This window comes from Acanthopleuribacter pedis (genome assembly GCF_017377855.1).
GTDB classification, from domain to species: Bacteria; Acidobacteriota; Holophagae; order Acanthopleuribacterales; family Acanthopleuribacteraceae; genus Acanthopleuribacter; species Acanthopleuribacter pedis.
In genome coordinates this window covers 1-14509 of record NZ_JAFREP010000030.1, presented here as the reverse complement: position 1 = coordinate 14509, position 14509 = coordinate 1, and the positions used below count along the sequence as shown (strand labels likewise).

The window sequence follows — 14509 nt, the reverse complement described above, 5'->3', positions numbered from 1 at the left end:
TCCGTAAGAAAAGAACGAAACGCAAACCGCGCCTGCATTAATTAGGACCGCAACAGGCGTCGCCTTACATCCACCGTGATGCCGGCAAGCATGACCCGTCTCACGATGAACCCGTTGATGGGTCTCACCTAGCCCGGACCAGCAAACTTGGTCGCAAGGAATCGGCAAGACAACCGGTCAAAAAATACCGCCGCGGCCTTGGTTCGCCAGGGACGCCGGCGGCGTCGAAGCAGTCGCGCGACCCGAACGGGCGCGCAATCATGTTAAAAATTCTCATTAATAGGTTTATCAGCCCTAAAGGGATTCCCACTTTGCTTCGATAGAGTTAACAAACCATGTCTCACCTCGGAGCCAAAACCCGTGCCGATATTTTCAAGAAAAAAATCAAAAGCTAATGACGCGACCATCAGCACCGAAGATGAGGTGATGGGGTACATTGACGAGGTATACCGCAAACGCGTGCCGATTACCTTGTTTGTCAAAAAGAAGTCCGTCCAGACAGACATTTTGTTTTTCGACGAGAAGAACAAATTAATTCGCATCCAGCAGGACCTTTTGCCGGGCTTAGCCCACGGCACCGATCTGGATGTCGGTTTTGCCTTGGACCGGACATGGTGGACGTTCCGCACCAAATTTGCGCTCGTTAATGAAAAACCGCATATCCTGGTTCCAAAAGGGATTCAACACCACGAACGGCGTCGCAACCTGCGCTGCTCCTTCACGGCGCGGGAACAGGTAAAGGTCACGGTCTTAGAAGGACTGGGCAGCGGCAACGGCGTCTTCGGCATGGCGGTTGATATTAGTACCGGCGGCATTTCGCTCACGATTGAAAAAGCCATGTATTTGGCCAATGAACGCGAAATCCCACCCAATGAAAACCTGTTTAAACCCGGCACCAAACTCGCCATGGTTAAGATCAACAAGGTACCGGGCTGCCAGCTTATGGAACTGTCGGGAATCGCCAAACGGGTCTGGCGCGACGGGCGCTGGCGCTTGGCGATTGAGTTCGCCAAACTTTCCAAGAAAGATTACACGGCGCTGCTGCGCTTTATCGAGCCACGTACGCTGGAATTCAAACCGGTGCGACGTTCAAAGAAACGCCGTGAAGAAATGGATGAGCGGCGCGCGGTTCCCCGCGCGGAGAGCAGTGCCACCACAAAAAACAGCAGCGACGACGCGTCACCCGCGAGCGAGCGAACGGCCAAAACAGCGGAGGAAGCGCCGCCGCAACCCACCACGGCCCCTCAAAAAAGCGAGGAGGCGCCACCGGCAAGCGACGCGGTTAACCGACCGACCCTGTTGGTTTTCGGCGACGATGTGTTGCGCGAAGTCCCCTTTTTGGACGCGCCCAACAGCCCCTTCGCGGTCGCGGTCTGCAACACCCCGATTCGGGCGGTTAAGGTCATCACCGAGGACAAACCCGCGCTGATTTTGTGTGGCACGGAGTTCAAGGGACGGGCCATCGTCGAGGTGTTGGAGAAAATCAACAACATGGGCGTCCTCAAGGAGCGCAAGGTTGTTATTTGCGGCAACGACATTCCCAGTAAAGACCTCATCAAATTGAAAATGATGAAAATTGAAACGGTGATCCCCCTGCCCATCAGTGGACCCGGCGAGTTTCTATCGGCGTTGAACAGTTAACCGCCGTTCTAAATTAACCCGACCGCGGCGGATTCCGGGCGCCCCTCATCCAGCCGAACCCTGGGATTCTAAACGATCCAAACAAAGCTATTTGCCGCAAGGGATCAGCACGTTAAAATGATAGAAGAACGGCAAAAGCTGGGATGCCTCATTCCAATAGGCCGGGTTATAATGCTAAGGTCGATTACGACATTTCTCCTGCAATAGAACGCCTCGAGGTAGCCGATGGGAAACTGGGCCAAACAAGCCCGTCTCGCCATGAGCAATAGGGACTATACCCAAGCCGGCGATTTTTACAAATTAGACGGAAACAACAAAGCGGCGATCAAGGCTTACCTCAAGGCCGGCAATTTCTCGGAAGCAGCCAAGCTTTACGAGATGATGGACAAAATCAAAAAAGCCCAGCAGCTGATCGAAAAAAACGGAACCCCGCAGGAGATCGCCGATTTTCACTTGCGTCAGGAAAATCCAACCCGCGCCATCGAAATTTACCGGCAGCATGGTTTGTTGTTTGAAGCCGCCGAGCTGCTTGAAAAACTGGACGACCTCCCCAATGCCGCGGCGATTTACGATCAGCTCGGTTTTCACGAAAAAGCCGGCGTGATTTACGGAAAAATCAAGAACTTCAATAAAGCCATCGAAATGTTCACTCTGTTATGTGAACGGCTGGAAAAGGACAGCGGTCCTAACAGCAAGGTCAAAATTAATAAGTTCAAGACCTGGATTGCCAACCTTCACGTCGGCGCCAAGCGCTTTGCCACGGCGGGCGAAATCTTTTTACAGCTCAACCAAACCGAAACCGCGGCCAAATGTTTCGCCAAAGGCAACAACCCGGTTCGCGCGGCCCAACTCTACCTGGACATGAACCAACTCGATACCGCGATGAACCTGCTCAAGGGCGTACACAGCCCGGAGGGTCGGGTGCTCCTGGGTCGGATCGCCATCGCGCGGGGCAACTACCGTGAGGCGGTCACGCTGCTCAAAGACAGTCAAGAGTTCGAACTCATCATCAGCGCCCACGAACACTTGGGCAATTACAAGGAAGCGGCTTTTTACCACGAAAAAAGCGGCAACCTCAAAGCCGCGGCTGATTTGTACAAGAAAGCCCACGATTTCCAAAAATCGGCGCTGTTGTTCGAGCAGGTTCGGTTGTTTGGCGAGGCCGCGGCCTGTTACGAACACCTCAAAAAATATGGGCACGCGGCAAAACTTTACCACCACGCCAAGAACCGCTACAAAGCGGGCGAGTGCCTGTACCGGTTGAACCGCCTGGACGACGCGCTCCAACAACTGCAAATGTTGGATCCCGACGACGACCGGTTTATGGATGCCAAGCGCATCATGTCGGAGATCTTTTTTAAGCAGGGCGCATTCTCGGTTTCGCGTAAATTGTTGGAGGACATCACCTCCACGGCCGGTTTGGACGACAGCAATATCCTGTATTTCTACCTGCTGGGTCGCTGCCTGGAAGAAGAACACGATTTGGAAAGCGCACGCCGTTACTACGAACGGGTCATGGCCCGCCGGGTCGGGTACGCCGATGTACGCCAGCGGCTCAAACGCTTGTCCAACCTGATCCCCAAATCCGACGCCAGCCTGAGCAATTCAAAAAGTATTTTTTCTCCAGATGACCTGGCCGTGGGCGAGGTGATCGCGGATCGCTTCAAAATCATCCAAACCATCGGCAAGGGCGGTATGGGTTCCATCTTTAAGGTACGTGATTTGAGCTTGGATCGGATTATCGCGCTCAAAGTCCTGTTAGCCGACCGCGGTAACTTTGAGGAACTTAAAACCGAGTTGATCACGGCACGAGACTTAACCCACCCCTACATCATCAAAGTATTCGACATCGGCGAATGGAACAACATCGGTTATTTCACCATGGAGCACGTCGAGGGCCAGTCGCTAAAAAGCTACATCCTCAATTCAGCCAACGACAGCGTTCCCAAAAAAATCGAACTGATCATTAAAATCGCGGAAGGCCTGCAAGCAGCCCATGATCAATCCGTCGTACACCGCGACATCAAGCCGCAAAACATTTTGGTGACCAACGACTTCATCCCCAAGATTTTGGATTTCGGCATTGCCCGCAAGGTCACCAACACCCGCAAAGAACGCAGCATCAGCGGCAGCCCCAAATACATGGCGCCGGAACAAATCCAAAACACGCTGACGGACAACCGCACCGACATCTACGCACTTGGGATTGTCATGTTTTTCATGTTCACCTTGCGCGAACCCTTCGTGGCCAAAACCGCCCAGGAAATCATGCTCAAGCAAATTGAACAAGCGCTGCCCGAACCCATGGAATACAATCGGAACCTCCCTTTCTGGCTGGCCGAAATCATCAAAAAATGCTGCATGAAAAACAGCATGATGCGTTTCGGTGACATGAACGAACTTATCGACGAACTCCAATCCAACGTCCTCTAAAAAGAGGGGCGGATCTAGCCCGCATTTCTCACAAGTCATGCTGCTACGAAGCCGAAAGCCATGGGATTACGAGGGGGCGGCGTTACTCGGTCGAGCCGCCTTCGCCGTAGCGCTGATACGCCGAAAGGTCGGACCCCTGTTCCGTCTCTCGGTCGTAATCTTCGTACTCACAAGGCTTTCTGCTTCTCGCGACGAATCCTTGTGAGAAATGCGGGCTAGGCGGTTGTTAAACCGGAGTTTGGCTTGGGATTCTTTTTTTCTCAGGATGCCCGGATTGATAGAGGATGGCGATGGGCGGTTGTTCCCTCGCATGATGGATCGCGCATACGGATAAACCCGTTCTTTGTTTAGCCGGCGTTTGAAGGTGACTGTCACCCATTTATTCTCAACCTTGGGAGGCGCCGGCCCAAACGAATTCGGATAAATGCGATATGCCCGAGCGCGTGTTGCTTAATTAACTGTCCACCCATTTGGGGTAGACCCACTTTACGAATGTTAAACATTGGCAATCATCCCGCATTGATTCTGAATAACGAAGCTACGGGTTTATCCGCATCCTCGATTCATCCTTGCCTGCCTCTTTTCATCCTGCATTCCTGAAAAATGACCCATCCCAAGCCTCTCCCGCCGGCAACCACCATCAAACCCACGCAAGGGTATCCTTGGAACCCTAAAATCCTGGTACCATGGGAGGCCCGCTCCCCGTGACCGGGCTGATGATTTTGAAAAATGGGAAGTAGCATGACATCGTCCGCACTGATTTGTTTTCTGAAGTTTCCGGCACCCGGCCACGTCAAAACCCGACTCGCCGCGGAGATTGGCGACGAACACGCCGTCGACCTTTACGCCTCACTGGCCGAGCGCCTTATTACCGAGGTCTATCCCATGGAAGGCGGATACGACTTGGTGCTCTGCTACGATCCGCAACACGACCAGGAACAATTCGAAACCTGGCTGGGCTCCAACTGGACCTTCTGGGAACAAGAACGCGGCGACCTGGGAACCCGTCTGAGCTGCGCCGTCGACCGTGCGCTTGACGAGGGTTACCAAAAAATCGCCCTCATCGGCTCCGATTGCATTGGCTTCAGCGAGGAAAGCATCGACGCCATGTTCGGCGAACTCGATCACCACGATTTCGTGGTCGGTCCGGCCAGCGACGGCGGATACTATCTCATCGCACTCAAGGAATACAACCCCTGGCTTTTCGAGGACATCCATTGGAGCACCGAAACCGTACTGGAAACCACCCTCGATAAAATTGAAGTGCGCGAGAAGACGGTCCACCAACTGGAAGAAAAACAAGACATCGATACCATCGACGATCTCAGTGCGTTCCGGCGCAAGTTACCGGAAGAACACTTTCTCGCCAAAAAGATCGACCTCATCGCCCTGCGCACCACCGATTCAACCGAAATGACCGAGCAGCAGCGCCAAGCAATCCAAAGCATGGAACAATCCTTGAACGACGGTCTGTACAACAGCCTGCCCATCGACGAGCTGATCGTCAAAGATAAGGAAATCGATTCCGAACTGTTCTGATGAAGGCGCCGCTTCCCACAGGCCCACGCGGCTTTGCCCCAGGCCTCGGCGAGGGCGTGAGCCTTGCCACGCTCGCGGTCACCGCTTTGATCGCTTGGCTCGCCGCGCTCGCACAACCGAGCTGGGCACCTTACCCGGTCGCCCTGCTCCTTTACAGCTTGGCTTGGCTACGCCTCCACCAGCAACATCGCGATTCACGCGTGCTTCTCGCGGTCATCCTTCCCTTTGTCATCACCGCGCTCCCGGCCCCCCCCCGACTCAGCGACGATTACCATCGCTACCTTTGGGAAGGCCACGTCCAAAACCACGGCTATTCACCCTTTGCCCATCCACCGGACACCCTCTTTGACCAACTCCATCATCCGGCGGAACCCGCCATCAACCACGCCCATCTTCCCGCGATCTACCCACCACTCAGCCAACTCGCCTTCCGCGCGGCCGATGCACTCGGCCACCATGTGTTCCCATGGAAGTGCCTGCTGCTGCTAGCGATACTTAGTTGCCGCGCCTTCTTATCGACGCGGCAAACCCTGTTGTTGCTGGGAAATCCGCTCCTGCTGGTAGAAGGTCTCTGGAACGCCCACCTGGATGCGCTCGGAATTCCCGCGCTGTACGCCATGCTGGTGTTCATGCAACGCGGCCGACTGTGGCGGGGGGCCGCGGCGGGGATCGCCCTGTTCGGCATAAAACTGGTCCCGGTGGTCCTCACGCTGTTCCCTTGGCGAGATTGGCCGCGACGGCGGCAGCTTCAGTTTGCGGTGCTCGGCGTGGCCGGCTCATTGCTGTTGTATCTGCCGTTCGCCGAGGACGGCGCCGCCCTGCTGCGCTCGCCCGGCGCATTTTCGTTACATTGGTACTTCAACAACCCCCTTTTCACAGCCCTTTACCCCGCCCTACCGGCCTCTTGGGTACGCGCCTTGCTCACGGGAATCATGCTGCTCACGTGGCTCTGGCTGTGGTTGCGCCCTTGGCGCGTGCGCGACCGCGCTTGCTGGGCCTGGATCGCCCTTCTCTGTTTGAGCCCAACCGTTTATCCTTGGTACTTGTTGTGGCTGCTGCCGTTGACCCGTTCCAAAGCACACCCTTGGCTGCTGGCGGCTTACGTTTTTAGTTGCCTCTCCTACCGCGTGTTACCCAATTGGCACCTCGCGGGCGTCTGGCACCTCCCCACCCTTTGGCTCATCGTGGAATGGGTGGGCCTGCTTTTCTGTTTCATCCAACTACGCCCTCGGCGATGATTCTCCCAGGGAGGAACCCGTGACAACCCAACCCTCACCCACCATTGACGTGCTCATCCCCGCCCGCAACGAGGAAGCCGCCCTGCCGTTGGTACTGCAGGAGATCAGCCGCGACTTGGTCCGCACCATCGTGGTGGTCGACAACGGTTCGACCGACCGCACCGCCGAGGCAGCACGAGCGGCCGGTGCCCGTGTGGTGGATTGCCCTGTCGCCGGTTATGGTCGCGCCTGTCTGGCCGGGCTGGCCGCGATGGCGGAGGACCCACCCGATGTGGTGGTCTTCCTCGACGGCGACCGCAGCGACCACCCCGATCACATGAGCGACTTGGTGGCACCGATTTTGGCCGACGAAGCCGACATGGTGCTGGGCTCGCGTACACGCGGTGTCGCGGAAAAAGGGAGCCTGACCATCACGCAACGCTTTGGTAACTGGCTGGCAACGCGCCTGATGCGTCTGTTCTGGCGCGCCGATTACAGCGACCTAGGCCCCTTCCGCGCCATCGGCTGGCACGCCTTGCAACGCCTACAAATGGCGGACACCAACTTTGGTTGGACCATCGAAATGCAAATTAAGGCGCTCGGCCACGGTTTGCGAACCAGCGAAATCCCGGTTCGCTACCGCGCCCGCATCGGGCAATCGAAAATTTCCGGCACGCTTTCCGGCTGTGTTCGCGCCGGCACCAAAATTCTCTACACCATCTTTAAGTACCGGTTCCTCGAGCCGGTCAAAGCGGTACCTGCAAGGACGTGAAATGTCGTATATCCATGTTATTTATCTCCACTTGTTCCTCATCATCGGGTTGCTGCTGCCTGCCGCGCTGTTCTCCTACCTGGTGAAACGCAACCGCTTGGGTCAATTACAGCGTGTGTTTCGGCGCTTTAACGACAGCGATCCACCTGATCTGCAAATTCTTGTCGCCTGGATCAAGGAAAAACGCGGCGAAGGTCGGCTGATCGAGGTGATCGATTATTTGCGCACCATCGAACGGGACGATCTGGCCGTGGCACTGTACCAAGCCTTTCCCTTCGATACCTTTCATCACCGCCACGTGCGCTTGTTTGCCGCCCGCGCCTACCTCGACCAAAGAGAAGCAGCGCCATGTTTGAAGTTATGCGAACGGCTCCGTGCCGCTTTCCCCAAGGATGACTCGGTTCTCGAACTTCAGATCGAGGCATTTTTGACTTTCGGTCCGCGCGAGTCGGCACGAGAGCTGCTCTTGCCGCGGCTGCGCAAAAAATACGAAGGTACGGTTTTTGCGCGACAACGCGCCTGCCTCCATGCCGCCGACGGGGAACTGGAAGAGGCCGTGATCATCCTGAGAAAGGTGGTCAGCAAAGACAATACCCTTTTTCAAAATACTTTCGCCCAGCCCAACAAACGCTTTATCGCGGCGCAATTAGAAAAAAGCCGGGCTTTACTGGCCCAGTTCGAGGCCGAAATAGCCCAGGCCGCCGAAGCGGCCTCTTAGCCCGCATGGCTCACCAGAATTCGTCGCGAGGCTTTGAAATCGCTGTGAGGACACAGGTTACGACCGAGGGCAAAGGTAGCGGGGCCGACCTTTCGGCGCAGCAGCGCTACGTCGAGGCTGTCCCACCGTTGCTTTGCAACGGTGCAGCCGAGTAACCTAAGTCATCGCAGCTATTTCAACGCCGCAGCAGAACTTCTGGTAAGCAATGCAGACTAGGAAAATCTCGAATCCCGTGCCCACCAGAATAGATCTGGGCAGATCGCGGTTATGGGACAGCCCCGCGTATTAGGGTCACCGGTTATTTCAAATAGGGACCGATATCCGTAACCCAAGCCGGATCGTCGGGGCTCTTCAAATCAGCGGGAATTTCGGGAATGGCCGCTTTGGCCGCTTCACGATCCGGGAAGTGCCCCCAGGTCAGCATGAAACAGGGCTCGTCACGCCCTTTTAAGCGGCGCGTGAAAACGTACACGGCGCTGCTTTTCGCCATCAACTTCTCAACCGTGGCGCGCTGGCAAGCAACCATAAAAGACAAGCTGTAGGCGTCCCCGGTTTGCCTGAAGGCGTCCACGCTGTTGACCAACGCTTCGTCAACATCCGCGGGCGGCGAGGTCGTGACCGGGGCGGGTTCGTTGCGTACCGGCGCGGGTTTCGTTTCGGGAACGCCGGCAGCCGGGCGACTGTCGGCGGCGGCGACCGTGGTTTCGGGTTGGGGTTGGTTTGGTTCCCCTGCCGCCGGTTCTTCATTCGCCGTGCCTAATGGAGCATCGGCCTCGCCCGTGTCGACACTGTCGCCGATGGGTTCGTCAACAAAAGGCGACGGTTGGTTGGCGGCCGTCGATGAAGCGGGATCGGGCTCATCCACGGTCGTTTCTTGTTGGTCGGCCGTCGCAGGACCGGTTAATTTTTGATTTTCCTTTAACAGCCAGGCCCCGCCACCCAAAAGACCGAGGATCAGGACGGCGGCTAAGGCGTATTTTATGCCGTTACCGCTTCCCGAGGTTTTGGCCGGCTCCGCGACAGGTTCTTCGTCTTGATCGGGCAAGATGACACCAGGCGAAGGTGGCTTTTGTAATACGGGTTCTTCGTCGTCCGACAAATCCATGGAACCAAAGCCGGGATCGGGCAATGGCGGCGGTTCGCCGGCAGTGTCAAAAGCGGGAACCGCGGGTTCATCACCGTCCAGCCCTTTTAGGGCAAGGTTCAAATCAGCCACCGGATCTTGCGCGATAGGCGCCGCCGCGGTGTCGGCCTCAAGTTCATCAGCAAAAGGATCCGCGCCGCCCTCATCCACTTCCGCCGCCGGTTCATCCGCCTCAAGATCGGCGGCGAATTCGTCGGCAACATTGAATTCGTTCTCAGCTTCAAGGTCGGCGGCGAAGGCATCCGCCACATTGAGATCGTCTGCCGCTTCAAGCTCTTCCCCAAGGAGATCGTCTTCATCATCCAGATCGGAAACCTCGAAGTCTTCAAGATCGTCATCTTCCTCAAAAGCGGGTTCTTCCACGGCTAAATCAAAGTTTTGAGCCTCGAGATTGGTTTCATCATAGGCGGATTCGGGCAAACCGGGATCGTCGTGGCGGGCATGCTCACGCACATCCTCGCGTAATTGTTCTAAATCGGCAGGCGTGAAGTTGGGCAAGGTGTCCTCTGCAACGTTCACATCCATTGATTGTTCCGCTTCAGCGGCAACCACCGGTTCGTCAAAGTCTAGGGTGTCGTGTTCCTCGTCCTCTTCCTCAAGAACCGGGGGCTGGGAGATGGATGTCTCAAGTGGATCCATGCCGTCGGCCTCAAGTGGATCCACCGCATCGGCCTCAAGGAGATCATCCGCATCATCGAGCAGATCATCCGCATCATCCAACCCATCGTCCTCGGGTCCTTCAGCCAACAAAGCCCCGTCACCCAGAACCATTTCCGGTTCACTTTGCCATGCGGGATCCTCGGCCAAGGGATTTTCCTCCGCCGCAACGCCGCCGAGTCGCGCGTCATCCAATGACATACGCACCGTCTCTTGGTCATAGTCGTCTTCTTCTAAGACAGGCGCTTCGACTTCCAATACAGGCGCTTCGTCTTCCAATACAGGCGCTTCGTCTTCCAATACAGGCGCTTCGTCTTCCAATACAGGCGCTTCGTCTTCCAAAACCGGCGCTTCACTGAGATCGCCAAGCGGGTCTTCCGCTTCATGCAGCGCCTCGTCCAAGGAAAGTGGTTCGTCGTCTTCCGGTTCTTCTTCCGACGCGGGGGCGCCGCGGTCAACCGGCTGGGTTTCGGGATCAACGAGGTGATCTACATCCAAAGGCGCGTTTTCCTCGGAATCATCCAAAAGATCAAGGGCCGGTTCCTCGTCCATTACCGTGGCCAGAGCGTCCTCTTCCCCACCCAACTCCAGCGGGGTCGCCTCTTCATAGACAGGCGAGGTATCGACAATGGGTGGCGAAACCGTGACCTTGGCGACCGGCATGACTTCAGGCTGCGGTTCTTCTTCCAGCATTTTCATCAATTGGAACAGGTACAAAATGCGTTGCGTTTGTTCCTCATCCCATTCCATGTAGTCGGACAACTCGCCCAATGAAAAACGTCGGTGTTCGGAAACGAAGGTGAGGATTGATTGGTAAGCGGGTGGAAAATCAATACGGCCTAAATAAGTTTGGAAGTCGTTGGTGTGCCGCCATAAGCTTTCCACATCGGGCCGCGCCCGCAAGAAACGCGTTTCGTGGAGGCGAAGAAAGGAGCGAATCAAAAGACCCAAGGTTTGAATTTTGAGCTTGGGCAATTTCGCGGGCAAGGGTTGTTCTTGAATCTGATAGGTTCCGCTTTCGATTTCCAAACAGCGCTGGACCACCCGGGTAATTTGTAATTTAAGCGCCTGGGCCAGTTGCTGCGAAGACACCAAGCGTCTAGCTTTCAGCGCTTTACCTAAGCTTTCACCAGGCGCCAGGGCATTTTTGACATCATCTAAATCACTGGCCCGAATCGCGCCGTTTTCAACCAAGATGTTGGAAAAATGCTCGTTCTCTTCCTCAGAATTTGCATAAACCAAACTACCTTCTTCAAAAAAGAGGTGGCGGCTGCCGGGAGAAAAAGTCATCACACCGGTTTGTCGATTGAGTAGGAAATCGAGAATGAGCTGGTGTTGTTCAAAACGTTGGTAGTTCGTGGACATCGGCGCCTCGCGGTAGAATCGATGAATGTTGGACCTTGCCAAGGTGTAATCATAACAGCAGATGCTTGTTTTTCTAAGTCCGGTAACCTTTTGATTCTGCACCTGTTCTTGGCTACCGATACACCCTGGGAAAGAACCCTTTCGCATGGACCGAATCGCCGGTCGATTTCGATGCATGGAAGCGCGCGGTCCCAGGTTCCCCTTTACCTTTCATCGCCCTTCCCGCCAATAAGTTGATAGTGTGACCCGCGCCACCTTCACCGAATGTGATTTTTCACAAAAGGGTGGGTAAGGTAACTTCTTTCTAACCAGAGTGAAATATTTTTTTCAAAAGCACACTAGCTTGTATCACAACTTTCTTGATAATTTAGGGGTGGCTCTTCCGACAGGGCTGCCCCGCGAAGGCCGCGCCAAGCAACCGATTTCGGGTCGCAAAAGGGTATTTCCTTTTTGCTTGACGGTACGAACCGTATCCACGAGTATGGAGAATTTGGCGCCAGGCTCTTCGCGCTACGCCACGAAAACCACCACAACGGGGGGTTGGCGGATTTTCTGGAGGTTTCCACATGTCGACAACTGCACAAAGCTCAACAGCACTGATTGAACAAGAAGAAAAATTCGGTGCACACAATTACCATCCACTGGATGTCGTTCTTTGCCGCGGCGAAGGCGCTTATGTTTGGGACGTTGAAGGCAAACGTTATCTCGATTTTCTGGCCGCTTACTCAGCCGTCAACCAGGGTCATAACCATCCGCGCATCGTCGAAGCCTTGACCGAACAGGCCAAAGTACTCTCTTTAACCTCGCGCGCGTTCCGCAACGACAAGTTCCCGCCCTTGCTGGAGAAACTGAACAAGTTGACCGGTTTCGACAAAGCCCTGTTGATGAACAGTGGCGCCGAGGCGGTAGAAACCGCGATCAAAGCCATGCGCAAGTGGGGTTATGAGCACAAAGGGATTGCGGCGGACAAAGCCGAGATCATCGTCATGGACGGCAATTTCCACGGCCGCACCACCACCATTATTGGTTTTTCTACCGACGACACCACCACCGCGGGATTTGGTCCCTTCGCGCCGGGTTTCCACGTGGCCGAGTACGGCAACATGGACGCACTAAAGGCACTGATCAACGAAAACACTTGCGGCATCTTGTTCGAACCGGTTCAGGGTGAAGGCGGCGTGGTCATGCCACCCAAGGGTTTCCTCAAAGAGCTGCGTGCCGTTTGCGATGAACACCGCATTATCATGGTTTGCGACGAAATCCAGTCCGGCCTCGGCCGGACCGGTCGCATGTTTGCCTTTGAGCACGAGGGCGTTCGCCCCGACGGCGTTACCATCGGCAAAGCGCTCTCCGGCGGCATCTACCCGGTCTCCGCGTTCTTGGCCAACGAAGACCTCATGAAGGTTTTCACCCCGGGAACCCACGGCTCCACGTACGGCGGTAACCCACTGGCGTGCGCTGTTGCCTCGGCCGCGCTCGACGTCCTCGTCGAGGAGAACCTGATCGAACAATCGGCGACACTCGGCGATTACATGCTGGAACGCGTTCGCGCCATTGATTCCCCACACATCAAGGAAGTACGCGGCATCGGTCTCTGGGCCGGCATTGAGCTGCATCCCTCAGCGGGTGGCGCCCGTCGTTTCTGTGAGCGCCTCCAACAAGAGGGCCTGCTCTGCAAAGAAACCCACACCCACACCATCCGTTTGGCCCCACCGCTGGTGATCACCAAAGAGCAACTGGACGGTTCACTGGATCTATTGGCCCGCGTCCTGACCGACGCCGAATAACCAACACGCATAAAAAACAGGCAATGCCCGCCGACGTGAAAACGTCCGGCGGGCTTTTTCATTTGGACGCGGATGCCGCCGTCAGGCATGTTTCCCATTTCGTCCCACGGTACAGGCTCGGCACTTTGGGGTCGTTGCAACCACCGACGAGATCCCAACCATCGCGACCCGGTTCGTTCCCCCGCATGGCGGTTCGCACCCTTGCCGCCGTTACAACCACCGATGTGGTCCCAACCATCGCGATCCGGTTCGTTCTCCCATCACGGTTGGCCCTGGGGGCGTCGTTGCAACCACCGATGGAATCCCGACCAATGCGATCCCGTTCGTTCCGTTCGTCCTGAAGGGACGAACACACCGCCATGCCGGGCCCACCGTTGATTTAAACGTTCGCCGAAGGCGGACCACAACCCGCTGTCCTGTAAGGACTAACTATGGCAGCGAAGGGTCGGGCCCTTTGAAAAAGGGACCTACCCTGGGTCACCGCGGTTTCCGAAACGCAGGCGCTGAAAGTGCCGGCCCCGAAGCCCTTTCGGGATACGCCGATGTCATCGAGAAACCAAACGAGCGTTTCGGTTTTCCGTGGATTGCCGTGCAGGCGTTTCGGTGTTCCGTGGCTTGCCACGCGGGCGTTTCGGTTTTCCGTGGGTTGCCACGCGAGCGTTTCGGTTTTCCGATCAGGAACCCAACAAAGGTGACGATTTTTTCACGGGCGTTCCGATGGTGGAAAGGGTTCCGCCGCCAGTCCCTTCAGGACTGGGTTTCCGGTTAATCGAAGCGACCCAGGGTTGCAGTCACTTCGTTCCTTGACCCCGGGCTGCCATAGTTAGCCCCTCCAGGGCAGCGGGAAGAGGTTCGGCGCCGCCTCACGTTCAAATAAAGCATGGGCCCCGCATGGCGGTGTGCGTGTACGTTTAGCACACGCCGGATGAATCACCCCACCAGGCATTCCGTTTATCGGAAAACCATGGCCGCCATACGCCCGATCAACCACCCCGCCATGCATTCCGTTTATCGGAAAACCACGGCCGGTATACGCCGGATCGACCAACATGCATTACCTGTTCCCAGATCGTCAACGAGCCCGCCCGCTGGGAACCAACAAACAGCCGGAAATAAGAAAAGCCCGCTTTCGCGGGCTCTTCAGTGTGTGGCTCTGGCAGTGACCTACTTTCCCAGGGTCGAACCCCAGTATCATCGGCTCTATCGGACTTAACTACGGTGTTCGGAATGGGAACC

The 14509-nt window shown here is 56.0% G+C and carries 8 protein-coding genes and 1 rRNA gene; 7 read left to right on the top strand and 2 right to left on the bottom strand.

Annotated features, from left to right (window positions below; translation table 11 throughout):
• Positions 1 to 426 precede the first annotated feature (426 nt).
• The 6 genes from J3U88_RS26235 to J3U88_RS26210 all read left to right on the top strand — a co-directional run bounded on the left by J3U88_RS26235 (position 427) and on the right by J3U88_RS26210 (position 8320).
• Positions 427 to 1641: a PilZ domain-containing protein gene (locus J3U88_RS26235; RefSeq protein WP_207861978.1), complete on the top strand. Its 1215-nt coding sequence runs from the start codon at positions 427 to 429 to the stop codon at positions 1639 to 1641.
• A 225-nt stretch (positions 1642 to 1866) separates the two neighbouring features.
• On the top strand, positions 1867 to 4074 hold the full coding sequence (locus J3U88_RS26230; RefSeq protein WP_207861977.1) for a protein kinase domain-containing protein: 2208 nt from the start codon (positions 1867 to 1869) through the stop codon (positions 4072 to 4074).
• Between the two features lie 741 nt (positions 4075 to 4815).
• Positions 4816 to 5613, top strand: coding sequence for a TIGR04282 family arsenosugar biosynthesis glycosyltransferase (locus tag J3U88_RS26225; protein WP_207861976.1), 798 nt, complete (start codon positions 4816 to 4818; stop codon positions 5611 to 5613).
• A gap of 56 nt (positions 5614 to 5669) precedes the next feature.
• Positions 5670 to 6851, top strand: a complete 1182-nt coding sequence (locus tag J3U88_RS26220; protein WP_207861975.1) for an MptA/MptB family glycosyltransferase — start codon at positions 5670 to 5672, stop codon at positions 6849 to 6851.
• A gap of 19 nt (positions 6852 to 6870) precedes the next feature.
• Positions 6871 to 7602, top strand: coding sequence for a glycosyltransferase (locus J3U88_RS26215; protein WP_207861974.1), 732 nt, complete (start codon positions 6871 to 6873; stop codon positions 7600 to 7602).
• A 1-nt stretch (position 7603) separates the two neighbouring features.
• Positions 7604 to 8320 carry a hypothetical protein gene (locus tag J3U88_RS26210; RefSeq protein ID WP_207861973.1) on the top strand — a complete coding sequence of 239 codons (717 nt, stop codon included), beginning with the start codon at positions 7604 to 7606 and terminating at the stop codon, positions 8318 to 8320.
• 298 nt (positions 8321 to 8618) lie between these two features.
• Here the strand turns inward: J3U88_RS26210 and J3U88_RS26205 are convergent, their stop codons facing one another.
• Positions 8619 to 11486, bottom strand: coding sequence for an SPOR domain-containing protein (locus J3U88_RS26205; protein WP_207861972.1), 2868 nt, complete (start codon positions 11484 to 11486; stop codon positions 8619 to 8621).
• A gap of 566 nt (positions 11487 to 12052) precedes the next feature.
• Here J3U88_RS26205 and rocD point away from each other — a divergent pair.
• Positions 12053 to 13273: an ornithine--oxo-acid transaminase gene (rocD, locus tag J3U88_RS26200; RefSeq protein ID WP_207861971.1), complete on the top strand. Its 1221-nt coding sequence runs from the start codon at positions 12053 to 12055 to the stop codon at positions 13271 to 13273.
• 1151 nt (positions 13274 to 14424) lie between these two features.
• Here the strand turns inward: rocD and rrf are convergent.
• Positions 14425 to 14509: ribosomal RNA gene (gene rrf / locus J3U88_RS26195) — 5S ribosomal RNA — on the bottom strand; the annotation flags it as partial.